The following is a 22555-nucleotide window of genomic DNA, read 5'->3' on the forward strand; positions in this document are numbered from 1 at the left end:
TTTTTTTGGTTTAAAGTTTCAAACTGCCTTGTTCATCAAATTCCCAGAACGGCGCCCAGGCTATTTCCCACGAATGCCCGTCGGGATCGGCAAAGTAGGCATCGTAGCCACCCCAGAAAGTCTCGCGGGGAGCCACCAGCACTTTGGCACCGTTTTTTACGGCTTGCTCAAATACTGTATTAACGGCGTCTTTCGAATCCTGGTTAATGGCCAGCGTAACACCCGAAAAACCGGATCTTTCAGCCGGAATTTCAGCGTCTTCGGCTAATTTATCGAGCGGGTAAAGCGCCAGGACGATTCCGCCGTGGTTGAAAAAAACGATGTTTTCGTCGCTGCCGGTAGCAGGCTCCCAACCCAATGCATTTCTGTAGAATGACCGGGATTCGGGCAGACTTTTCACCCCAAGTGTGACGATGTTTAAGCGTGGTTTCATTTTATCTCTGCTTTTTTATGGTGGTTTTGCCATCTTTTGAATTACGAAGGCTGCTTTCAAAAGTAAGAAATCCAGCGTAATATGGAGACTATATTCTTTTATATCCCTATTAAAATAAGAATAATCTGCATCAGTTCTAAATACATCCCCGTACCTCGCTTTTCTGCAGGATACATTTTTGTTTTGCCTAAATTTTTGGTTATTTAGTCTGCCTGTCCGAAGAGTTTATGGAAAGAAAAACATGTGTGCTTTTTTGCCGGTGTAAGGCCAAGGTGATATCCTCCGAATCGTTGGATAAAATGGCTGAAGGCTTGCGGAATTTCGATACCGATGTTTTTGAATTGCAGGATCTCTGTGCGATGACGATCCATGAAAAGGATGTGCTGAATACGATCGGAAAAGCGTTTCAGCAAAAGATCGTCGTGGCTTGTTATCCGCGTGCTGTCCGGAATATGTTTCGTCAGAACGGGATTGAAATGGGCGATGTTGAGGTGCTGAATTTTAAGGAACTGTCGGCTGAAAAGATCTTTGCGAAGCTCGAAAATGACTACCAGATTCAAAAGGGAGAAGCGCGCTACCAGGTACAGATCACTGATTTGAATGTGCCCGCGTGGTTTCCGGTGATCGACGAGTCGCTGTGTACGCTTTGCGGGAAATGTGCCCGTTTTTGCTTATTTGGCGTTTACAGTTACGACCGGAAAAGCCTGAAAGTGGTGGATCCGCTGGCGTGCAAGGATCAGTGCCCGGCTTGCGGACGTACGTGCCCCACTTCGGCCATTATGTTTCCGCGGCTGGCTGAAACCACGGTGTTGGCCGGCGACGAACCCAACGGACAAAAGATTGCCATCGATAAGGGAAGCCTCCTTATGACCCTGAATGCGCGCAACCAGAACCGGCGCAACATTTTCAGACAGGGAGTTGTTGAACAGGCGGAAGAGGAGCGCAGAAAAGCCCTGGAAGAATTTAAAACGGGACTGGATTTTACACGGAATGATAAAAAGGATTCTTAAAAATACCGACAGAAAGTGCCTGTACAAGTTTGTGTACAACATGGGGGTGAAGGGCTCGCTTAGTTTTGCGCGTTACCAGCGGCGACTGAAAAAAGGCGATTTCTTTCCGGCGTTTCATTTTATTTCGGTTACCGACGACTGCAACCTGAATTGCCAGGGCTGCTGGGTGACGCATAAAAAGAAAAACGCCCGCATGTCGCCCGAAACACTGAACCGGATCATTGAAGAGACGAAAGCAAAAGGTTCGTATTTCTTTGGAATACTGGGTGGTGAACCGCTCACCTACAAACCGCTTTTCGAAGTGTTGCAGAAGCATCCGGATTGCTATTTTCAACTGTTTACCAACGGAACTTTGCTGACTCCGGAAGTGGCCAACGAGCTTCGGAAACTGGGGAATGTAACGCCGCTGATCAGTTTTGAAGGCGATGAAGTGGTGGCGGATGTCCGCAGGGGCGGAAAAGATGTGTTTCGCCGTACGGTGGAAGCCGTTGAAAATGCAACCAACGCAGGTTTGATCACCGGTGTGGCCATGAGCGTTTGCAAATCAAACATCGATCTGGCCCTGTCGGCCGATTTTGTGAACTCGTTGATTGAGAAAAATGTGGCTTACCTCTGGTACTACATTTACCGCCCGGTGGGAGCCGATTCAACGGTTGAGTTAGCTTTGGATAAAGCGGAAATTCAAAAGTTGCGGCAGTTTATGGTGGAGGCCCGTTCGCAATTCGATATTGCCATCATCGATGCCTATTGGGATCAGGACGGCAACGGACTTTGCCCGGCTGCTACCGGATTAAGTCACCACATCAATGCTTCGGGTTTTGTGGAGCCTTGCCCTGTTATTCAGTTTGCAGCCGAGAATGTAAACGATAAACCGCTGGAAAATATATACAGGGAATCTGCGTTCTTGCAGACTTTACGAAATGATATTCCGCACAAAACCTCGGGTTGTATTGTGATGGAAGATCCAAGCTGGCTGGTGGATGTGGCAGAGCTGCACAAGGCGGCTGACTCTTCCGGCAGGGAGAACGAAGCCGCACGTTTACGGGCAATGCCGCCGGTTCCGAGTCACGGCTCGGGAGTCCCGGTGCCTGAAAAAGGATGGATTTACCGCTTTGCCAAAAAACGCGCCTTCTTTGGATTGGGCGCTTACGGTTAAAAGATATGACAGCAAAAAAACGCATATTGAAAGTCCCGACGGACAAGCGAATCCGTGAATTATTGCGGAAGGAAGTCGTTTTGTTTGCTGAACGGAATAGAATCTTGCCACCGGCTTCTTTTGAATTGCTGGAGGCAAAGTCGAGGGAGCTGCTTTTTCTCCTTAATATGGATGAGGAGTTTCTTGATTTTACCATCGTTTTGCTGGGCAACGAAACCTGGCGCGAGGTAGTGAATGCGACGCCTTTTCACCGCCGTTTGCTGTTGCTGCCGCAGTGTTTGCGGAATAACCTGCAGTGCAAAGGCATTTTTGATGAACTGGGGTTGATCTGTGCCGGGTGCAAAGGTTGTCAGATTGACGATATTATTGGAAAAGCCGAAGAACTGGGCTATTCAACACTGGTGGCCGAGGGAACAACGGTTGCCATTGGCCTGGTGGAAGAAGGTTCGATCGATGCAGTAATTGGCGTGAGTTGCATGCCGGTTTTGCAAAACTCGTTTGAGCCGGTTTCGCGGGCTGCTGTTCCGGTTATTGGGCTGCCGCTGTTGTACAATGGTTGCAGCAATACTTCGCTCGATTACGACTGGTTGTTTTCCGAGATTGATCAGATCACAGATAAAGCCGAATCAAGGCCTCTTTCGGTTTCGGTGATTCGAAACCAGGTGGAAGAATACTTTACGGAAGAGAAGCTAAAAAAATATTTTTGCGGTGATACCGAAACCGAACAACTCGCCCGGACTACCATGGCTTTGGGCGGGCAACGGATGCGTCCTTTGCTGGCGCTGCTTGCGTATCAATCCTATTCAGGCGAGATTCTGGAGGAAGTGCAGCAGGCGCTGGCAGTGATCATCGAGTGTTTTCACAAAGCTTCGCTGGTGCACGATGATATTCAGGACGATGAGGATTTTCGTTACGATCAGCCTGCGTTGCATAAAACGGCCGGAATCCCGGTGGCTATTAACATTGGTGATTACCTGATCGGTAAAGGTTACCAGTTGTTGGCAGGTGCTCCGTGCGATTCAAAAGTAAAGGCCGAGTGCCTGAAAGTGGTGGCCAACTCGCACCTGAATTTGTCGGAAGGACAGGGCGCTGACATTCTTTTGTCGCAGAATATCGCGCAAAAATCGGTGGAGGATATTTTGAAGATTTTTGAGCAAAAAACCGGGGAAGCCGTGAAAGTGGCGCTGCTAACCGGTGCCATTGCCGGGAATGCCCCGGAAAACGAATTGGCAGTTTTGGCGCAGTTTGCCGAGTGTTTTGGCATTGCCTACCAGATCCGCGATGATCTGAATGAACTCCGCGAGGTTAACGACCGGAAGCACGCTTTTGATTTTCCCTTCCTGTTGTCGTTGCTAAAGCAAAGTATCAACGGGCATTCTCCGTCGTTTTCAGAGATCATTCAAAGCGGTAATTTTGAGGTGCTGCTTGAGCGTTTCAATACTCATGAAACGGAAACAAAGGCAGATAAATACCTGGACAAATATGTGCAAAGGTGTTACGCCGAGCTTAATCGGCTGGAGAACCGGAAGCTGCGGCTGAGTTTGTACGGAGTGATGGGTAAAGTATTCAAATCGTAGCGTGACCGGAAAACAAGCATACCAACCTGTAATTCATCAGTTTAACTCTGAAGTTGAAAATGGATTTTTACTGCTCGATGAAACCAGCCGGGCTGAGGTAATAGCGTTTGTAAAATCGCAACAACACAACTCCGGGGCTTTTTCGAACCGTGCCGGAAATCCCGACTGGTATTATTCGCTGTTTGGAAGCTGGCTTTCGGTGGCCTTAAAGCTGGAGGAGCAGCAGAAAAATCTGGGGAAGTTTACATCCGCTGTTCAGCCAGGACCTGAAAAAGTAGTCGATAAATTTTCTTGCCTGCTGATCAACCGGATATTGGGAAACGATGTTAAAAAACCATCCCTTTTTAAGTTGATCGGATGGATTCGAAAGGGCGGGAGAAACCTGAATACAGCTTACCAGTTTTTTCTTTTTATGCTGAGTTTTGATGCGCTTTATGGAAAAAACCGGCTGGCTTATGGGGGAGTTCGGCTTTTTCTGAATTTTTACAAACCCACCGGAAACCTGCCGTGCAGTTTTTTTGCCTCCCTGCTTTTTGCCCGTTTCCTGACCGGAAAAAAACTGAGCGGGGAAGTAGCTGTTTTGATGGATTATTTTGAAAACGGAAAAGGGTTTAAAGTGTTCCGCGAGCAGGAAAATGCGGATTTGCTTTCGACCGCTGTGGCACTTTTTGTTCTGAAAAAAGTGGGCGCTGATCTTCGGCTGGTGATTCCCGATTGTTTGAATTTGGTGCAGGATAACTACGAAAAAGGAGCTTTTTTGTCGGGCGATGGTGATTCTTCCAAAGATTTGGAATATACTTTTTATGGATTGCTAACTTTGGGATTGCTTTCATAAAATGGACAAAAAGAAGATACATCATCAGCTAAATGAAGTAGGCCGGATGCTGGCCTCGAAACTCAACCCGGAGGGATATTGGGAAGGCCGGCTTTCTTCCAGTGCGCTGGGAGTGGCGGTGGCGGTGGCTGCCCTGCATTTTGACGATCCGCAAAAGAATTCGGATGCCATTCAGCGTGGAATCCGGTGGCTCCAGCAGAACATTAACAGCGATGGCAGTTACGGCGACACCCCGGAGAGTCCGGGAAATGTAAGCACAAGTTTGCTGGTTTATGCGGCGTTAAACCTTTATTCGGCAAAGAAAAAGGCGGTAAGGGAAACGCAGCAGAAAACTGCGGGCTATTTGAAGGCCCTGAAGATTGATGTGAATTCTCCGCAAGTGGCTGAATTTATTTTGGAACACTATCAGAAGGACTATACGTTTTCGGTGCCGATCCTGGCGATGTGCGGATTGTGTGGTGTGCCCGGAGAAGACGCGTTCCGGCATATCCCGCAACTTCCTTTTGAACTTTCTCTGTTGCCGCGGCCTTTTTATCGGTTGCTGAACCTGAGCGTGGTGAGTTACGCCATTCCTGCGCTGGTGGCAGTGGGGATTGTTATCTTCAAAAAGAAAAAATCCAATCGTTTCGGGCGCTTTGTCCGGCGATTTTCCATCCCAAGAGCGATGCGGATTTTGCACCGGATGTTACCCGAAAGTGGCGGTTTTTTGGAGGCCGTTCCTTTAACGGCTTTTGTTGCGCTGAGTTTGATCAATTCTGGTTTTGCCGATACCGAAGTGGTTCGGAAAGGCGTTCAGTTTTTAAAACGTACACAACGCGAAGACGGTGGCTGGCCCATCGATGTGGATCTTTCAACGTGGGTGACATCGCTTTCGGTAAAAGCTTTTCGCTCAAATTTAAGTGGCTTTCTGACCACCGATCAGGAAGACGATATTGCCGATCATTTTAAACTGATCCAGAACGACCGGGTTCATCCGTTTAATGGCACTGCTCCCGGAGGCTGGGGCTGGACCAGTTTCTCGGGCTCGGTGCCTGATGGGGACGACACGCCTGGGGTGATACTGGCATTGCTGAATCTTGAGCCCGAACGGCAGGTAAAAAATGAAATTCTGAACGGAGCCCGGTGGCTGAAGAAGCTGCAAAACAGCGATGGCGGATTTCCGACTTTTTCGCGCGGATGGGGGAAACTGCCCTTTGATCAGAGTTGTTCCGATTTAACCGGACACTGTTTGCTGGCGGTATCCGCAGTGTTGGAAACCTATCGGGATGAAATAAGAAACAAGGATGTGCGTGCGTTGAAAACCATTTTTGAACGTGCCTTAAAATACCTGGAACATAAGCAATCGGGAGATGGAAGCTGGGTGCCGCTTTGGTTTGGAAATCAGTCGGCAGGAGATCACTCCAATCCCGTGTACGGAACGGCGAAAGTGGTGACTTATTTAAAAGATGCCTTAACGCATAACTGGCATTCAGAAGCCGTCCAAAACAGGCTTAAGCGTTTGATTAAAAGCGGGCAGACTTTTTTGATGTCGGTGCAAAACGAAGACGGAAGCTGGGGTGGCGGAAAAAGTATTCCGGGGACCATTGAAGAAACTTCGCTGGCTATGTCTGCGCTTGTTTCAAAAGAAAATACAGCCGTTTGCATGAACGGGCATCGCTGGCTTGAAACGTATATTCAGAAAAACGGGTTTAAACCTGCGCCTATCGGGCTTTATTTTGCCTCGCTTTGGTACGACGAAGCGTTGTATCCCGTAACTGCTTATCTGGAAGCGCTCAGCAGAACCTGTGAACAGTTCGCTGCTGAAACCGTTACAACCTGAAAGTTATAGAGGAGATGAAAGAACGGGCGGTTATAGCAGAAGCTGAAAGCATCGGATTCAGTACAAATCACAGAACCATTCTTCAGCCTGTCAGCTTGAAAATAAGAGTTGGAGAGGCCTTTGTAATTACCGGTGCTTCGGGGAGTGGAAAGACCACTTTGGCCCGGCTTCTTTCCGGTGATTTGCACCCGACGCATGGAGTGATACGCAGGAATGAAAGCAAGAGCGTGGTTTTTGTTTCGCAACAAGACCGCTTTATTGCATCTGCCGGTTTGCGCACGACGTATTACGGTCAGCGTTATGAAAGTGCCAATGAAGAGGGAATTCCGACCGTGTACGAATTTATTACGCGTAGGGTACCCGGTCTTCAGGAAGAAGCGTTTGCCGAGGTTCTGGAGGAGCTTGAAATTGGGTATTTACGCGAGCGGCGCATATTGTCGTTGAGCAACGGCGAGCGAAAAAGAGTGCAGTTGGCAGTGGCTTTGTTGCAAAAGCCTGACTGGCTGATTTTAGACCAGCCTTTTGTTGGGCTGGATGTTCATGCACGGGAAACACTTTCCTCGATCCTGGAAAAACAGAAACAAAAAGGCTTGACCCTGCTTATTGTGAGTGATCCGGCGTTGATCCCGGCGTTTACCGATTTCGTGGTGGAAATGAATGACGGGAAGACAAAACCGGCGGTATATGCAAAAGATTATGTGCATTTCAGTGAAACAAATCCATTAGAAAACCATTTTAACCTGGATGTTTTAAGGGAATTATCGGAAGAAAAAAAGAGCTATCGGCAGGTGGTGCGCATGAAGAATGTGCGGGTTGCTTACGGTGGTAAAAAGGTGCTGGATGGGATTGACTGGAAAGTAAATACGGGTGATAGGTGGGTGTTGAGTGGGCATAACGGTGCGGGAAAAACTACACTGCTTAGCTTGATAACGGCGGACAATCCGCAAGGTTATTCCAACGATCTGGTTCTTTTTGACCGCCGGCGGGGAAGTGGCGAAACAGTGTGGGAGATAAAGAAGAAAATTGGTTTTGTTTCGCCCGAATTGCATTTGTATTTTCTTCGGCACCGCGGAATTTATAAACCAGCTTCGGGAAGTGAGTTAAGCTACAATTCGATTACTTGCGCCGATGTGGTTTTGTCGGGTTTTAAAGATGAGGTTGGATTCAATACCACGTATTCGAAAGTACAACTGGCAAAGGCTCAAAAGTGGCTGGGAATGCTGGGAATGAAAAACCTCGAGAAAGCTTCTTTTTTACACGCTTCGTTGGGCGAGCAGCGAACCATTCTTTTGGCCCGGGCGCTGGTGAAATCTCCCGATCTGCTGATACTCGACGAGCCTTGCCAGGGACTTGATCCCGAACATACCGAGCGGTTTATCTACTTGCTTGATGAAATTTGCCGGAACGACCCGACCACCCTGATTTATGTTACGCACCGAAAAGAGGAAATTCCGGGATGTGTGACCCATGCACTGGAACTGGAAAACGGGCAGATCAAAAGCCAGGGGAAAATTCTTTAACCCGGATATCTCATTTTGTTTCGCTTTCCTTCTGAAATCAGGTATTTGCAGTAGAAATTTCTTCTCCCTCTGTCGTCAGGTAGGTTTTGGCCAGGTTCGCGGTTAAGCACGAATGCACGGGAATGACTTCCATTAAATCGCCCACATTGATCTCCCGGAGATTGGTGGGTGTCATTTTGATGACGCCGTGCTCCTGCGACAGCCTGGATAAATAGTTGTTGGTATCGAGGAGTTGCTTTTCTCCGTCTTTTTCAATTACGATCCTGCCATAGAGCGGCTTACCGTCTGTGTTGAGAATACTTTCTTTGGCGAAATGAACCGCGCCTCCGTAAATCACCACTTCATTTCGGGAAACGTGTTTGGCCACTACGGGGCAAACCATCCGAACGGCAATGTCTTTCATGGAACAGGCGCCCAGGCTTTGCTGCATCAGGTCGTAAAAGACAAAATTCCCGGGACGAAGCTCATCAACTCCGCCAAAATTATTGCAAATGCTTGCCGAAGGGGTGTCTCCCATGCTAATCTCCACATTGGGGAACCGTCGCTTGTAGGCGGCTTTCAAACTTCTCAGTTTCAGGAGCGCATCAAACTGACGGCTAAATATTTCGTTGGTCGAACGTGCTTCGTAGGTGTGCCCCGTATGTGTCAGAAATCCTTTAAACGTTATTTTCGGGTTGGTGGCAATAATCTCGAGAATGGAATCAATGAGTCCTGTTCGGGTCGAAGGAATTCCGGTACGGTTATATCCTGTATCTATTTTTAGGTACACGCCGATCGGGGCCTTGGCCTGGCTTGACAGTATTTCTGCTGCCTCGCGGTTTTCAAGCAACACATTTAGCTTTACCGAAGCGGCCAGGCGGTTAATGTTGCCCATTTCCAGGATATTCAGCGAAAACGCGATGGTGATATCGTCCCATCCGTTCATGGCAAAATATTCGGCCATGCTGACCGACGAGACGGTGATGGCATCTACTCCAAACAGGCGAAACCATTCGCCAATCTTTGCTGATTGATGGGTTTTAAAATGAGGTCTGAAACGCAGGTTGTGCGCTTTGGCTTTTTCAGCCATTTTCTCAATATTCTGCAGACAAACTTCTTTGTCGATAACAAAAGTGGGTCTGATAATTTCAATCATTTATTCTCGCGGTGTAATGTTTTTAGTTTAGTTGTGAGTGCGTTACGGGCACTCATCAGTTTTTCGGATATTCCAACCTTGTAAATATGAGGGCTTATAAATCGTTTGTGTTCTTCGGGCAGCTGTTGTGATCGTTGTTCGAGGAAGCGGTAAATTTCCTGCGGGCTTTTTCGGGGGATCAAAACCTCTCCTTCCGAGAAAACAAGCTCTAGCAGGGATTCTTTTTGATGGCCGGCAACATCGGTGTTTTTTTCCGGATAAACGCGGTGATAAATTTTAGGTAGGTTGTCCGGATCCTCTTCCTCCAGTATAATTCCGTCGCGAAAGAAATTGCCTTCTTCATCCAGGTAACGAATCACCTGTTTTCTACCCGGGAGTGTTATTTTTTCGGTATTCTCCGAGAATTTCATTTTTAGTTCGCTGTCAATGGCCGAAAGTTTGTACACTCCGTCCAGGGCCGCATTGTCTTTCCCGGTGATAAGCTCGGTTCCGATTCCGAATCCGTCGATTGCAGCGTTCTGGTCGCGCAAAAGTGTCTTGATTACGTATTCGTTCAGCTGGTTGGAGGCAATGATCTGAACATCGTCAAGACCCGCCGCGTCCAGCATCTTTCGGGCTTTTTTACTCAGGTAAGCAAGGTCGCCGCTGTCGAGCCGGATTGCCTTTAAGCGTGTTCCTTCCGCTTTCATTTCGTGTCCTACGGTGATGGCATTCGGAACCCCGGAGTGTAAGGTGTCGTAGGTGTCGACCAGCAAAACCGTATTGTCGGGATGTGTTTTGGCATACGAACGGAAAGCTTCCAATTCGTTGTCGAAGCTTTGTACCCAGCTGTGCGCCATGGTGCCGCTTACCGGAATATTAAAAAGTTTAGCTGCCAGTACATTCGATGTAGAACTGGCCCCGCCGATAACCGCAGCCCGGCTGGCATGTATGGAGCCAAGTCCTTGGGCGCGTCTCAAACCAAAATCGGCAAACAGTCTTTCGCCTGCAATAAGTTTGATCCGGAAAGCCTTTGTGGCAATCAGCGACTCAAAATTCAGGATATTGAGCAACAGGCTTTCGATCAGCTGGCATTCGATGATGTTTCCTTCAACTCTTACCAGTGGTTCGTTCGGAAAAACAATTTCTCCTTCTTTTACACTGAACAGGCGCCCTTTAAAACGAAAATCGCGCAGGTAGTCCAGAAAAGCAGTTTCAAAACCCTGAGTGCTTAAATATTCGATGTCAGATTCCGAAAAAGTAAAATCGCCCAGCATATCGAGCAAATCCTGAAGCCCGGCAAAAACCGTAAATCCACCTTTGTAAGGATTGGTGCGGTAATAATAGTCGAAACAAACCTGTTGATTTTGTTTGTGGCAGGAGAGATACCCCTGAGCCATTGTCAGTTCATAGAAATCGGTGTAAAGTCCCAGTTTTTGATCACTCAATTGCATTTTCCCCCGAATTATAGCAGTGCATTAAATATAAACAAGAAATTCTGTAATAAAAACAGAACGGGGAGTATTAGCTTTTATTTGAAGGAAAATGTTAACGAAAGAGAAAAACGGAATCAATGTGGTTTCGTTAACGCTGACAGACTTCGACTCTGCTCAGTCTGACAATCACCCAGAGCCAGGTTGAAGGGTGGATTATTTTCAGTTTGTTTCATTATCTTTTTAATGGAACGACATTGAAACAGGCGCATAAAAAAAACGTTCCAACGCAAAGCGAAGGAACGTCTTCTGTATTTTATAAAAATCTTCTGCTGATTATTGTTCCATGATGATGGTTTGCTCGCGGTTCGGACCCACTGAGGTAATAGTAACCGGAACGCCCATTTCATCTTCAATAAAGTTGATGTAGTTGTTCAATTCTTCCGGGAATTCATTCTGATCTTTAATTTTGGTAAGATCAGCTTGCCAGCCGGGTAATTCTACATAAACAGGTTTTACGGTGTCGTTCAGTTCGAAGGGGAATTGCTCTACCACTTCTCCGTCGATTTCATAACCCACACAAACTTTTATGGTTTCGAAATCATCCAACACGTCGGCTTTCATCATGATCAGTTCGGTTACGCCATTCAGCATTACCGAATATTTGAGGGCTACCAGGTCGAGCCAGCCGCAACGGCGCGGACGACCGGTGGTTGAGCCAAACTCGTGGCCGGCGTTGCGCATTTTGTCGCCCGTTTCATCCATCAGTTCGGTAGGGAAGGGGCCCATTCCAACGCGTGTGCAATAGGCTTTGAAAATGCCAAATACTTTGCCGATGGTTTGCGGTGCAATGCCAAGCCCGGTACAAGCTCCGGCACAAATGGTGTTAGAGCTGGTTACAAAAGGATAGGAGCCAAAATCAATGTCGAGCAGGGTTCCCTGTGCGCCTTCTGCTAAAACAGATTTCCCTTCTTTCAGGGCATCGTTGATCATGTGCTCGGTATCTACAATGTGGAACGACTTTAATAGCTCAACGCCTTCAAACCAGTCTTTTTCACAGTCGTTCAGCATTTGTTCGTAATCGAATTTAAAGAACTCGGTCAGCATTACTTTGTGGTTGTCTACCCGTGCTGTGTACTTTTCGTCAAAGTTGTGCAACAGGTCACCCACGCGTAATCCGTCGCGGCCTATTTTGTCTTTGTAAGTTGGGCCAATTCCTTTTAAGGTCGATCCGATTTTAGTATCGCCTTTTTGTTGTTCCGAAGCTGCATCCAGAATTCGGTGAGTAGGCAAAATCATGTGTGCCTTTTTCGAGATGTAAAGGTTCTCGGAGATATCAACGCCAATTTTGTCGAGCGATTCAATTTCTTTTTTGAAAACCACCGGATCGATTACCACGCCGTTTCCGATAATGTTGATCTTGTTTTCACGGAAAATGCCAGAAGGAATGGTATGAAGCACATGTTTGATGTTGTTGAATTCAAGTGTGTGACCTGCGTTTGGACCACCCTGGAACCTGGATATAACATCGTACTTTGGAGTGAGTACATCCACAATTTTTCCTTTTCCTTCGTCTCCCCACTGGAGGCCCAGCAAAACATCTACCTTCATGATTTTGATTTTTATTTTACATACAAAACCGTGAAAATTAATCTTTGACGACGAATTTTCACGGCTTTCGATTTAAGCATTTAAAAGTAGTAATAATTTTATTTGCACACATAAAAAAATCCTTCGCATAGAAGGATCTTAATATTTTTTAATGAAGCGGTAACTTCACTTATTTATCATGTTCGCCATAAATATACAGCGTGTGATGCGAGAGTTTGAAATTATTCTTTTTACAGGCATCTTCAATGATTTCTCTGATACGCGGATCATAAAACTCCATCACCGTTCCATTGGCCATGTCAATCAGGTGATCGTGCTGAAGCGTGGCAAAAGCTCTTTCAAACTGAGCAATGTTTTTTCCAAACTGATGCTTTACCACCAGTTTGCAATCCAGTAACAGATCGATGGTGTTGTATAGTGTAGCACGGCTAACCCGGTAGTTATTGTTTTTCATGGAAATATACAGCGACTCGATATCGAAATGTCCGTCGCGGCAATAAATCTCATCTAAAATAGCAAACCTTTCCGGTGTTTTTCTGTGTCCGTTCTTTTCCAGGTATTCGGTAAACATAGTTCTTACTGTTTCCCGCGTTTTCTGGTTATTCATAATTAAACCAATTTTAAATAGGTCTCAAAAATATAAATTTTTTTGATTCTTTTAGAATGGATATAAATTATTCGTTCAGGTTTTCGACCCTTGTTACATTTTCAATGCCTTTGATGTTTTTAAGGCGTGAAATTAAACTCTTCAGGTCTTCTGCATTGTGGATGTAAAGGAAGAGGTCGCCTTTGAAAATTCCGTCGTGTGTATCGAATTTTACTGAACGCATGTTTATGTTTAGCCCCTTGGAAATCACTGTAGTTACTTCGTGCACAATGCCCAGTCGGTCAAAGCCTTCGAGGTTGAGGCGGGTAAGGTAGGACTGTCGTTTAAATTTGGTCCATTCGGCACGGATGATATTCTCTCCCTGGTTGGTGAGCAGTTTGGCCACTTCGGGGCAATCAACCTTGTGGATGATCACGTGTTCCTCGTTGCTCAGGTAACCTACCACGGGTTCGCCGGGTATGGGGTTGCAGCATTTGGCCAGCGAAAAAGAGGTGTCGTCCTGTGTTTCTTTCAGTAGGAAAGGTTTTTTCTGGTCGATTTTCTTGACGGGAGCTGCCTCCGGTGTACTTTTATTGCCGCCCCAAAAAGTAATGTTCCAGTATTTAACCAGCTTGTTTTCCGATTTTTTGCCAATAATGTCTTTTATGTCCTTCAGATCGATAAAACCCATTCCAACTTCGGAGTAAAGCTGATCGCGGTTGTTCAGGTTGTGATGGGCTACCAGTTTTTTTATGTTGTTGGCCGAAGCAGGCTCTTTTATATGGTTAAAAGCGTCTTCGATAAGTTGTTTGCCTTTTTCTGTGCGTTTGGCCTTTTCAATTTTAAAAGCATCTTTTATTTTCCCGCGTGCTTTTGCGGTGTTGGAGAACTTCAACCATTCGAGTTTGGGAACCTGGTTTTCGGATGTGAGAATCTCCACCTGATCGCCATTTTGCAAAACGTGGCTCAACGGAACCAGTTTCAGGTTAATTTTGGCGCCAATGCATTTATTTCCGAGGTCGGTGTGAATTTCGTATGCCAGGTCAACCACGGTCGATCCCTGCGGCAGGGAGATCATGTCGCCTTTGGGTGTAAAAACATTGATTTCGGAAGAATACAGATTGAGTTTAAAATCGTCCAGAAATTCAAAGGCGTCAGAGTCGTTGCTTTGCAGCAATTCCCGGATCTGCTCAATCCACGGGTCAAGTTCGTTTTCGAAAGTGCGGATGTCTTTGTAGCGGTAATGTGCGGCAAATCCATGTTCCGCAATGTCGTCCATCCGGTCGGTCCTGATCTGAACTTCCACCCAATTTCCCTGTGGCCCCATTACGGTAACATGCAACGATTCGTATCCGTTGGCTTTGGGTGTTGTTATCCAGTCGCGAATCCGGTCGGGCTTTGGTTTGTATATGTCAGTAACAATGGAAAGAACATCAAAACACTGCCGTTTTTCCGAAATATCGTGAACCGATTTGATAACAATCCGAATGGCTAATATGTCGTATATTTCGTTGAAAGTCACTGACTTCTTTTGCATCTTCCGCCAAATGGAATAACAGGTTTTTAAACGGTGTGTAACCGCGCAATCAAAACCTTCGTTTTTCAATTTTTCCACTATGGGGCGGATGAATTCGTTAACCAGGTAGTTTCTTTTTTCTTCCTGGTTATGAAGCATCAGTAAAATCTGGTTGTATTCGTCGGGATGTTTGTGTTTGAAACTGAGGTCTTCGAGTTCGTTTTTGATGGCGTACAAGCCAAGGCGGTGCGCAAGCGGAACATAGAGGAAAAGCGTTTCTGCAGCAATCTTGATCTTTTTATGTGGCTGCATCGAATCCAATGTTCTCATGTTGTGGAGCCGGTCCGCAATTTTGATGAGAATGACCCGTACATCGTCCGACAAAGTCATCAGCATTTTCTTCAGCGTCAGGGCGTGCCTGGCATCAAAATCTCCCGATAGTTTTGTCAGCCCGTCAACAATACGGGCCACGCGCTCTCCAAACATGTTTTCGATGTCCGAAAGGCGGTATTCGGTGTCTTCAACTACATCGTGTAATAAAGCTGCTACAATGGAAGTGGCTCCCAGACCCAAATCTACCGCTACAATTTTTGCAACGGCAATCGGGTGAATGATAAAGGGCTCGCCTGATTTTCGTTTGATCCCATCGTGCGCCGCATTGGAAAAGCGAAACGCTTTCTCAATCCGCGCCAATCTTCCTTCGTCGAATTTTCCCTTGAGAACTTTCAGAAAATCCTGGTAGCGGTCCTCAATGTATCCTATTTCTGCCTGTGTAAAATGTTGCACGTTTCAAATTTTAAACGAATACATGCTAAAAAACGCCCTTTTTCAAGAGCGGTTGAATATATAAATTCTTTCCTATTCCGGCATTTTGTCCGGCTAAAATATCTCTTTCTTTGTCACCTATCAAAACTGAACGTTCCGGATCGATAGGGTATTCTTTCAAAGCCTGAACAATCAAGCCGGGCTTTGGTTTTCGACAGGTGCAAGAACCTGTTATTTCAGGATGATGCGGACAGTGGTAAACTTTTTCAACATGTATTCCATTTATTTGTAGCTGCTCTGTCATCCATTGCGTTAATTGAAGGTAATCGTTTTCGGTGTAATAACCGCGGGCAATGCCTGATTGATTGGTAATAATAAAAATTAAATAATCCTGATCGCTGTAGCTGCGGATAAGGTCGAAAATTCCTGGCTGAAATTCAAAATCTTCGATGCGGAACAAATAATCCTTGTCTATATTAATGGTTCCGTCCCGATCCAGGAAAAGAGCCTTTCTTTTTGACTTTTCTTGCATTTTCAAATCATACCCTCTCTACTTATTCGCAACTAAAACGGATCGTTCATAAATTGTCTTCCTCTTTTCGGCCAAAACTTTGAACGGTTTTACTCCGGAAACGTTTGTTTTAATTTCCCCACAACAAATTTATCAATCGGGAAAGTAATATCTTCTTCTTTTAGCTCATTTATTTTTACCCATCTGAAACTTTGGGTGACCTGGCTTCCGATTTCAAAATCAAATGCTTTCTCCGAAACCGAAAATTGGAGCGGGAGTTTTAGATTCACAAGGAAGTAAACACTGATTAGCTGGGCGTTTTCAAAAAACAGGGCTTTCTGGTAGAAGTCGGTGGTGTAAAAATGACGAAGGTTTTCAATCTCCTGTCCGTTGCATTCTTCCGCAAATTCCCTGATCAGACCATCTGTTAAGCCTTCTCCGAATTCGAGCCCTCCTCCGGGGAACTTGGTCATTTTTATTCCCAACTCAAATTCATCGGAAATCAGCACTTCTTTTTGTTCGTTTACCACAAGTCCGTACACACGGAGAATGAATTTATTGGGTGTCATTTTGCTGAATTGTTTGAGAAATGTACGAGATAATTTCCTGAGTTTGTGTGGGCTCAAACCATTGTACGCTTTCGTCTCTGCGAAACCACGTTAACTGTTTTCTTGCATACCGGCGCGAATTTCTTTTAATCAGTTCAATGGCTTTGTCGCGGGTGATTGTCCCGTCAAACCAATCAAACAATTCGCGGTAGCCCACGGTGTTGAGTGCATTCATGTGTTTTTTCGGGTAGACGCTTCTGGCTTCTTCAACCAGCCCGGCATCTATCATTCGGTCTACACGTTGGTTGATGCGTTGGTGAAGTAATTCGCGGTCACAGTTCAGACCGATTTTTATAATATTGAATGAGCGTATTTTGGCGGGGTTGGTTCGGAACGAAGAATAGGGTTTGCCTGTCATCAGGCTGATTTCCAATGCATGGATAATCCGGGTGGGGTTTTTCAGGTCAACGGTTTCGTAGTACTCCGGATCCAGCTTTTTTAGCTGAAGTCGTAAACTTTCCAGTCCTTCAGCTTCGAGGCGTTGTTTCAGAGCTGCCCTTATTTCCGGATCGGCATCGGGCATTTCATCGATTCCCTTGCACACAGCATCCACGTACAACATCGATCCGCCCACCATTAAAACAAGGTCATGCTTTTTGAACAACACTTCCAATAATTGCAGTGCTTCGTTCTCGTACCTGCTGGCGTTGTAATTTTCTTCTATCGAATGCGACTGGATGAAATGATGCGGGATAGTCGCCAATTCTTCGGGTGTGGGAACTGCCGTGCCAATGTTTAGTTCTTTGTAAATCTGGCGCGAATCGCAGGAAACGATTTTGGTAGTAAAGTGCCGGGCAATTTCAATTCCCACCGAGGTTTTTCCAATTCCGGTAGGGCCGGTCAGAACAACAAGTGTTTTTTGCATAAAAGATGGTGTCTTTTTCGCAAATTAAGGGCAAAAAAAAGACTGTTCAAAATAAGATGAACAGTCTTGGAATTTCTTAAAAATAATTCTCATTTACCACCGTGGATCAGAAATCATCCATCTCCCCAAAGATTTCGGTGTAGTCATCCAACTCGCCAAAATCCATGTACACTTCTTCTTGCATTAGGTCAAGTTGTTCATGGTGAGCAACTTCTTCTCCAAGAACTTGTACGGGGGCATCTCCTTGTTTAAGAGTGATAAATGGTTCATTAAGATTTTTTCCCATAATAATACCAGTTAGTTCTATTAAAAATGATCTGTCATTCAAGAAGTCGAAAGTATAAATCAACTGTTGTCGTTCGGTATGCAGCAAGTCGCTTAACTTTGTTTTTTGCATAATAAAGAACGCAGCACCATTTATACCTAAGTCGAGCATCGATATCTCAACCAGCTTTTTCCACCTGTTCTCCGAGACGAAAAAAGATGCCAGTTGGTGCGACTCAAAACCTACACTTTTCTGAATAATAGTATGAAAATCGAAAAATGAATGTTTTGCATCGAGAGTAACCTCCAATCGGAAGTTTTGGGATTCTTGTGAATTGATCTGAAATTGAAATATCATAAACCTTCACCTTGAATTACACTCAAATTTTACGGATATATTTTCAAAATCCAAGATGAGAATTACTTGTTCGATAGAAAATATCTATCACAAAAAACGAATAGTTAGATTCACTCTCTGTGATTTTTTCTTCTCAAGCCATTGGTTTTAAACTTGTTTAAAGGAAGTTTTGCATCAAAAGATTAGCTGATTTTTGTCACGAAAAAAGGTGTTTTAAAAAATGTTAAAAAATATTAAGCATAATTTTCTGTCGAACAATCGGCTATAATGTTCAGATTTTTTTGATTTATTTTATTGTTTTTGTAGCAAAATGTCATTATTTCTTTGTTCCTCTTAGCATTTGTCTTTTTCCGGGAGGCCCGGGAAGACGCTCCATTGAGAAGCCGCAAGCCGCGAGTTTCCGTCTGATTTCGCCTTTTGCGCTGTAGGTTACAAAGATTGCATCTTGATGGCAAGCATGGTGAATTTTTAGAAAAATGTCGTTTTGCCACATATTGGGCTGTTTGTCGGGGCCAAAGGCATCAAAATAAATTACATCGAATTTTTGCTCTTCGGTGAAATCGTATTCCGTGAGGTCGGCGTGTATTTTCAACAGCGAAAAGTAGTCGGAAACAGGAACCTCCTTGTCCCATTCTGCTGCGTGTATTTCCTGAAACAAATGAACGGCTTCTTCCGAGAAAAGATTGCCGTAGTCAAGTGCTTCTATTTCATCCGGCGTAACAGGGTATTTCTCGATGCTGACAAAACGGGTACTTCTTTCGCTTTTGCTGGCTTCAAGGGCAGTAACCAGCGCGTTTAGCCCAGTTCCGAACCCAACTTCAAATACGGCAGGCGATGCTGAAGGATGGGCGCGGTAGCCTTGCTGAAGAAAAACATAGTCAGATTCGGTGAGGGCCCCGTTCACCGAGTGATATTGCTCATCCATTGCCGGTATAAACAATGTTTTTGAGCCATCTGCTGTATCTATTAAACGTCTTTCCATTGGTACTATAAAATACGGGTGGTTTGAATTACGATTGAAAAAACTAATTTTGAGGTTCAAAAGTAGAAAATATGTTGGTAAGGTTGTATAACGAGAATCCTAATCCACGAGACATTCGGGATGTTGTTGAAATATTGCGGCAGGGAGGAGTGATTATTTACCCGACCGATACTGTTTACGGAATGGGGTGCGATATCACCAATCAGAAAGCCGTTGAAAAAGTCGCGCGTTTAAAAGGAATAAAGGTCGAAAAAAGTAACTTTTCGTTTATTTGTAGCGATTTTAGCCATCTTTCTGATTTTACGAAGCCAATACCCAACCACATTTTCAAACTGATCCGGAAAAATCTTCCGGGGCCCTTCACTTTTATTCTGGAAGCCAATAACAATGTTCCGAAATACTTTAAAGGAAAGAAGAAGACGGTTGGCATCCGAATTCCGGACAATAATATTATTCGTGCGATTGTAGAAGAACTGGGTAATCCTATTATGTCCACTTCTATTCATGACGAGGACGAAATTATTGAATACACTACAGATCCGGAGTTGATTTACGAAAAATACCAGGATGTAGCCGATGTGGTAATCGATGGCGGGTATGGTGAACTGGTTCCGTCAACCATTGTTGATTGCTCCGGCAATGACATTGAAATTGTACGGGAAGGTAAAGGTATTCTGGAGTATTAAGATTTTGGGATCCTGCGTTGATTTTATTCTTTCCAGAAAGACGGCGAGAAAAGTACCAGTACTGTAAACAATTCCAGACGGCCCAATAACATCAGAAAGGATAAAAACCATTTTCCAAGCGGCGATATGTGGTAGAAGTTCTCGGCAGGTCCTACGCTTCCGAGCCCCGGGCCAATGTTGCCCAAGCTTGTCGCAACGGCTCCCATCGATGATTCCATGTCGGGCTCAATCAGGGTGAACAGAATGGTGCTGACAAAGAAAATTACCATGTACAACATAAAAAATGCAAGCACATTGGTTACGATTTTAGAATCAACCGAATGGCGATTGAATTTTACCGGAATTACTGCGCGCGGGTGTACCAGGCGCTTTAGTTCATAATATCCGTTTTTGGCCAGTATTACAATACGCATGATTTTGATGCCTCCCCCGGTTGATCCGGCGGAGCCTCCAAAGAAAAACAATGCAAAAATAAGCATGGTCAGGAAAGGTGGCCAGACCAGGTAGTCGGCGGTGGCGAAGCCTGTTGTTGTTACAATGGATACCACCTGAAACAATGCTTCACGAAAGGCACCTTCAAAATTGAGGTGGGAAGAGAGTAATAATCCGCCTGTAATTACTGCTGAAAAGCACAGGGTTATTAAACTATAGTATTTGAATTCCTCGTCTTTAACTATGGACGAAAAACGACCGGTTATGGCCATGTACGACAGGGTAAAATTGGTGCCTGCCAGAAACATGAAGAAAGTGATAACATATTGGATGAAAGGCGATGGCCAGTGCGCGATACTTGCCTGTTTGGTAGAGAAACCTCCGGTTGCCATGGTGGTAAACGAGTGGCAAATTGAATCGAAAAAAGTCATGCCTCCAATCCAGAGCAAAATGGTTTCAAGCACGGTGAACAGGATGTAGATTCCCCAAAGTGTTTTGGCTGTTTGCGTAATCCGGGGACTAATTTTATCCGGTGTAGGACCGGGCACTTCCGCCATAAACAGCTGCATTCCACCTATTCCAAATACCGGTAAAATGGCCAGTGAGAGAACGATGATTCCCATTCCTCCAAGCCATTGCGTAATGCTTCGCCAAAATAAAATTCCGTGCGGAAGAGCTTCAATGTCGTTTAAAATAGAAGAACCGGTGGTTGTGAACCCCGATATGGTTTCAAAAAAAGCGTCGGTAAAACGTGGAATGGAACCACTCAGAATATAGGGAAGCGATCCGAAAAAGGAGAACACCAGCCATACCATTGTTACAATGATAAAACCTTCGCGTTTCCCTATGTCTTTTTTTGCTTTCCAGGTGGCAGCAGTGATTAATGCACCGATTCCGAGATTGATCCCGGCAGAGATCAGGAATGCGACAGTGTCGTTGCCTCCGTAGATTAGTGCTACCACGGACGTCAAAAGCATTGCAAACCCTTCAACAACCAAGAGTAAACCAAGTACTTTAAAAATGATCTTGAGATTCATCCCAGATTGGTTTTGATCGCTTATTTGAAGAACTTCTCTATCTTTTTAATTCCTGATGGCAGGGTAAATACCACCACTTTATCGCCTTCCTGTACTTGCGTGTAACCATGTGCAATATAGCCCATATTTCCACGAATGACACCCCCGATTTTGGCTTCGGCTGGAAATCCGATATCTTTTACCGGTTTCAGGGTGATTTTAGCTCCGGGTTTGGCAATAAATTCAAAAACTTCTGCTTCAGAAGCTGTCAGACATTTCACTTTAGATATTTCGGCATTCAATGTAAAACGGTAGATGTAACTTGCAGCAATCAGCTTTTTGTTGATAATGCTTCCAATTCCTGTGTTGTCAGCCAGTTTCATGTAAGCCAGGTTCTCAACCTCGGCCACTGTCCGGCGAACGCCCAGTGTTTTAGCGAGGTTACATCCCAGTATGTTGGTTTCTGAATTTCCGGTAGTAGCCACAAAAGCATCCATTTTGTCGATGCCTTCTTCTTTTAGGAGATCCAGGTTTCTTCCGTCTCCGTTAATTACCAGTACATTGCTGAAGCGGTCGGCGATTTCCTCGCATCTTTCCCTGTCGCTTTCAATGATTTTTATCCGGTAACTTTCGCCCAGTTTTTCAACGGCTTTTTGGGCAATACGGCTACCTCCCATAAACATGATGTTTTTGACCTCAAACTGTTTTTTCCCGGTGAGTTCCAAAACATTGCTTTGTTCTGATGGAGTTGTGACGAAGAAGACCACGTCGTCGTTTTGAATCGAATCGTGTCCGTTGGGAATGATCGTTTCGTTGTCGCGTTTAATCGCTACAACCAGCAAATGCTGATGTTCGATGGCCAGTTCTTCAAACGTTTTGTTCAGAATAGGTGCATTGTCACGAACCTTGATTCCCAGAAGGAGCAACTTCCCATTGGAAAATTCGATCATCTGCCGGGTTACTGTTTGTTTGACGGAAGCAACAATTTCTTTGGCAGCCAGACTTTCAGGATAGATCAATTCGTTGATCCCCATGTCGTTTAATTTGGCCCGGTATTTTTCCTGCAGGTATTCCTGGTTGTTGATACGTGCAATGGTGCGGCTTACCCCAAGGTATTTAGCCATGGCACAAGCCAAAACATTTCGTTCTTCGAACGGTGTTACCGCAATAAACAGATCGGCTTTTGCCAGGTCTGCTTTTTTCAGGTCTGAAAAAGAGTGCGCTGAACCAATAACCGTCATCAGGTCTACTTCACTGCTTATTTTGGAGAGTCGCTCCTGCGAATCGTCCAAAAGCACAATGTCGTGATCTTCTTTGGATAACATCCTTGCCAAATGTGTCCCCACTTCGCCGGCACCGGCAATTACAACTTTCATCGTCTGCTGTCTTTGTAAATAATTCGCAACAAATTAATGTATTAACTTCTACAATTCCATGTAAAAAACTGTTTTTTAATTT

At 45.1% G+C, this 22555-nt stretch carries 20 protein-coding genes; 7 read left to right on the forward strand and 13 right to left on the reverse strand.

Translation table 11 applies throughout. From position 1 onward, the window contains the following. Positions 1-10 precede the first annotated feature (10 nt). Complete coding sequence (locus INQ51_RS14155) at positions 11-433, reverse strand: VOC family protein (protein ID WP_233378625.1); 423 nt, start codon at positions 431-433, stop codon at positions 11-13. A 227-nt stretch (positions 434-660) separates the two neighbouring features. Here INQ51_RS14155 and INQ51_RS14160 point away from each other — a divergent pair, with 227 nt between their 5' ends. From INQ51_RS14160 to INQ51_RS14190, 6 genes are read left to right on the forward strand one after another with little or no spacing between them, the layout of a single operon-like run. Next, entirely contained in the window at positions 661-1443 is a 783-nt protein-coding gene (locus INQ51_RS14160; RefSeq protein WP_233378626.1) for an ATP-binding protein, read from the forward strand. Beyond that, the gene (locus INQ51_RS14165) at positions 1424-2599 is read left to right on the forward strand and encodes a radical SAM protein (RefSeq protein ID WP_233378627.1); all 1176 of its coding nucleotides are present in this window, start codon (positions 1424-1426) and stop codon (positions 2597-2599) included. The genes INQ51_RS14160 and INQ51_RS14165 overlap by 20 nt, the downstream gene beginning before the upstream one ends. Before the next feature lie 5 nt (positions 2600-2604). Further along, positions 2605-4176 carry a polyprenyl synthetase family protein gene (locus INQ51_RS22635; protein ID WP_317207963.1) on the forward strand — a complete coding sequence of 524 codons (1572 nt, stop codon included), beginning with the start codon at positions 2605-2607 and terminating at the stop codon, positions 4174-4176. Position 4177: 1 nt separating this feature from the next. Beyond that, positions 4178-5011 (forward strand): hypothetical protein, encoded by an 834-nt coding sequence (locus tag INQ51_RS14180; protein WP_233378628.1) that lies wholly within the window; start codon positions 4178-4180, stop codon positions 5009-5011. 1 nt (position 5012) lies between these two features. Then, positions 5013-6830, forward strand: a complete 1818-nt coding sequence (locus tag INQ51_RS14185; RefSeq protein ID WP_233378629.1) for a prenyltransferase/squalene oxidase repeat-containing protein — start codon at positions 5013-5015, stop codon at positions 6828-6830. A gap of 14 nt (positions 6831-6844) precedes the next feature. Continuing rightward, a complete protein-coding gene (locus tag INQ51_RS14190; RefSeq protein WP_233378630.1) occupies positions 6845-8350 on the forward strand; it encodes an ATP-binding cassette domain-containing protein in 1506 nt (501 codons plus the stop codon). A gap of 37 nt (positions 8351-8387) precedes the next feature. On the opposite strand, the gene INQ51_RS14195 is transcribed toward INQ51_RS14190, so the two are convergent. The 10 genes from INQ51_RS14195 to mnmD all read right to left on the reverse strand — a co-directional run bounded on the left by INQ51_RS14195 (position 8388) and on the right by mnmD (position 18963). Next, positions 8388-9485, reverse strand: coding sequence for an alanine racemase (locus INQ51_RS14195; protein ID WP_233378631.1), 1098 nt, complete (start codon positions 9483-9485; stop codon positions 8388-8390). Next, entirely contained in the window at positions 9482-10918 is a 1437-nt protein-coding gene (locus tag INQ51_RS14200; RefSeq protein ID WP_233378632.1) for a nicotinate phosphoribosyltransferase, read from the reverse strand. Before INQ51_RS14200 ends, INQ51_RS14195 begins: the two co-directional genes overlap by 4 nt. A 315-nt stretch (positions 10919-11233) precedes the next feature. Beyond that, positions 11234-12508, reverse strand: coding sequence for an adenylosuccinate synthase (locus INQ51_RS14205; RefSeq protein WP_233378633.1), 1275 nt, complete (start codon positions 12506-12508; stop codon positions 11234-11236). A gap of 169 nt (positions 12509-12677) precedes the next feature. Then, positions 12678-13115 (reverse strand): Fur family transcriptional regulator, encoded by a 438-nt coding sequence (locus INQ51_RS14210; RefSeq protein WP_119439835.1) that lies wholly within the window; start codon positions 13113-13115, stop codon positions 12678-12680. 67 nt (positions 13116-13182) lie between these two features. After that, positions 13183-15396: a RelA/SpoT family protein gene (locus INQ51_RS14215; protein WP_233378634.1), complete on the reverse strand. Its 2214-nt coding sequence runs from the start codon at positions 15394-15396 to the stop codon at positions 13183-13185. A 25-nt stretch (positions 15397-15421) separates the two neighbouring features. Beyond that, a complete protein-coding gene (locus INQ51_RS14220) occupies positions 15422-15907 on the reverse strand; it encodes a D-glycero-alpha-D-manno-heptose-1,7-bisphosphate 7-phosphatase (protein ID WP_233378635.1) in 486 nt (161 codons plus the stop codon). A gap of 89 nt (positions 15908-15996) precedes the next feature. Then, on the reverse strand, positions 15997-16455 hold the full coding sequence (locus INQ51_RS14225; protein ID WP_233378636.1) for an NUDIX domain-containing protein: 459 nt from the start codon (positions 16453-16455) through the stop codon (positions 15997-15999). Then, positions 16442-17359, reverse strand: a complete 918-nt coding sequence (gene miaA, locus INQ51_RS14230; RefSeq protein ID WP_233378637.1) for a tRNA (adenosine(37)-N6)-dimethylallyltransferase MiaA — start codon at positions 17357-17359, stop codon at positions 16442-16444. The genes INQ51_RS14225 and miaA overlap by 14 nt, the downstream gene beginning before the upstream one ends. 106 nt (positions 17360-17465) lie before the next feature. Continuing rightward, positions 17466-17981 carry a plasmid pRiA4b ORF-3 family protein gene (locus INQ51_RS14235; RefSeq protein ID WP_233378638.1) on the reverse strand — a complete coding sequence of 172 codons (516 nt, stop codon included), beginning with the start codon at positions 17979-17981 and terminating at the stop codon, positions 17466-17468. Between the two features lie 316 nt (positions 17982-18297). Further along, complete coding sequence (gene mnmD, locus INQ51_RS14240) at positions 18298-18963, reverse strand: tRNA (5-methylaminomethyl-2-thiouridine)(34)-methyltransferase MnmD (protein WP_233378639.1); 666 nt, start codon at positions 18961-18963, stop codon at positions 18298-18300. 71 nt (positions 18964-19034) lie between these two features. Here mnmD and INQ51_RS14245 point away from each other — a divergent pair, with 71 nt between their 5' ends. After that, complete coding sequence (locus tag INQ51_RS14245; RefSeq protein ID WP_233378640.1) at positions 19035-19649, forward strand: L-threonylcarbamoyladenylate synthase; 615 nt, start codon at positions 19035-19037, stop codon at positions 19647-19649. A 23-nt stretch (positions 19650-19672) separates the two neighbouring features. Here the strand turns inward: INQ51_RS14245 and INQ51_RS14250 are convergent, their stop codons facing one another. Both INQ51_RS14250 and trkA read right to left on the reverse strand, forming a co-directional pair. Continuing rightward, positions 19673-21118, reverse strand: a complete 1446-nt coding sequence (locus tag INQ51_RS14250) for a TrkH family potassium uptake protein (RefSeq protein WP_233378641.1) — start codon at positions 21116-21118, stop codon at positions 19673-19675. 20 nt (positions 21119-21138) lie between these two features. Next, complete coding sequence (gene trkA / locus INQ51_RS14255) at positions 21139-22473, reverse strand: Trk system potassium transporter TrkA (RefSeq protein ID WP_233378642.1); 1335 nt, start codon at positions 22471-22473, stop codon at positions 21139-21141. Between the last annotated feature and the right edge of the window lie 82 nt (positions 22474-22555).

The organism is Maribellus sp. CM-23, assembly GCF_021354595.1.
Classification (GTDB): domain Bacteria; phylum Bacteroidota; class Bacteroidia; order Bacteroidales; family Prolixibacteraceae; genus Draconibacterium.

Excerpts from the sequence above, each read along its gene's own strand:
- INQ51_RS14190 (WP_233378630.1), top strand. The coding sequence starts at position 6,845 with ATGAAAGAACGGGCGGTTATAGCAGAAGCTGAAAGCATCGGATTCAGT.
- mnmD (WP_233378639.1), bottom strand. The coding sequence starts at position 18,963 with ATGGAAAGACGTTTAATAGATACAGCAGATGGCTCAAAAACATTGTTT.
- INQ51_RS22635 (WP_317207963.1), top strand. The coding sequence starts at position 2,605 with ATGACAGCAAAAAAACGCATATTGAAAGTCCCGACGGACAAGCGAATC.
- INQ51_RS14205 (WP_233378633.1), bottom strand. The coding sequence starts at position 12,508 with ATGAAGGTAGATGTTTTGCTGGGCCTCCAGTGGGGAGACGAAGGAAAA.
- trkA (WP_233378642.1), bottom strand. The coding sequence starts at position 22,473 with ATGAAAGTTGTAATTGCCGGTGCCGGCGAAGTGGGGACACATTTGGCA.
- INQ51_RS14160 (WP_233378626.1), top strand. The coding sequence starts at position 661 with ATGGAAAGAAAAACATGTGTGCTTTTTTGCCGGTGTAAGGCCAAGGTG.
- miaA (WP_233378637.1), bottom strand. The coding sequence starts at position 17,359 with ATGCAAAAAACACTTGTTGTTCTGACCGGCCCTACCGGAATTGGAAAA.
- INQ51_RS14185 (WP_233378629.1), top strand. The coding sequence starts at position 5,013 with ATGGACAAAAAGAAGATACATCATCAGCTAAATGAAGTAGGCCGGATG.
- INQ51_RS14250 (WP_233378641.1), bottom strand. The coding sequence starts at position 21,118 with ATGAATCTCAAGATCATTTTTAAAGTACTTGGTTTACTCTTGGTTGTT.
- INQ51_RS14210 (WP_119439835.1), bottom strand. The coding sequence starts at position 13,115 with ATGAATAACCAGAAAACGCGGGAAACAGTAAGAACTATGTTTACCGAA.
- INQ51_RS14245 (WP_233378640.1), top strand. The coding sequence starts at position 19,035 with ATGTTGGTAAGGTTGTATAACGAGAATCCTAATCCACGAGACATTCGG.
- INQ51_RS14165 (WP_233378627.1), top strand. The coding sequence starts at position 1,424 with ATGATAAAAAGGATTCTTAAAAATACCGACAGAAAGTGCCTGTACAAG.
- INQ51_RS14225 (WP_233378636.1), bottom strand. The coding sequence starts at position 16,455 with ATGACACCCAATAAATTCATTCTCCGTGTGTACGGACTTGTGGTAAAC.
- INQ51_RS14200 (WP_233378632.1), bottom strand. The coding sequence starts at position 10,918 with ATGCAATTGAGTGATCAAAAACTGGGACTTTACACCGATTTCTATGAA.
- INQ51_RS14235 (WP_233378638.1), bottom strand. The coding sequence starts at position 17,981 with ATGATATTTCAATTTCAGATCAATTCACAAGAATCCCAAAACTTCCGA.
- INQ51_RS14220 (WP_233378635.1), bottom strand. The coding sequence starts at position 15,907 with ATGCAAGAAAAGTCAAAAAGAAAGGCTCTTTTCCTGGATCGGGACGGA.
- INQ51_RS14155 (WP_233378625.1), bottom strand. The coding sequence starts at position 433 with ATGAAACCACGCTTAAACATCGTCACACTTGGGGTGAAAAGTCTGCCC.
- INQ51_RS14195 (WP_233378631.1), bottom strand. The coding sequence starts at position 9,485 with ATGATTGAAATTATCAGACCCACTTTTGTTATCGACAAAGAAGTTTGT.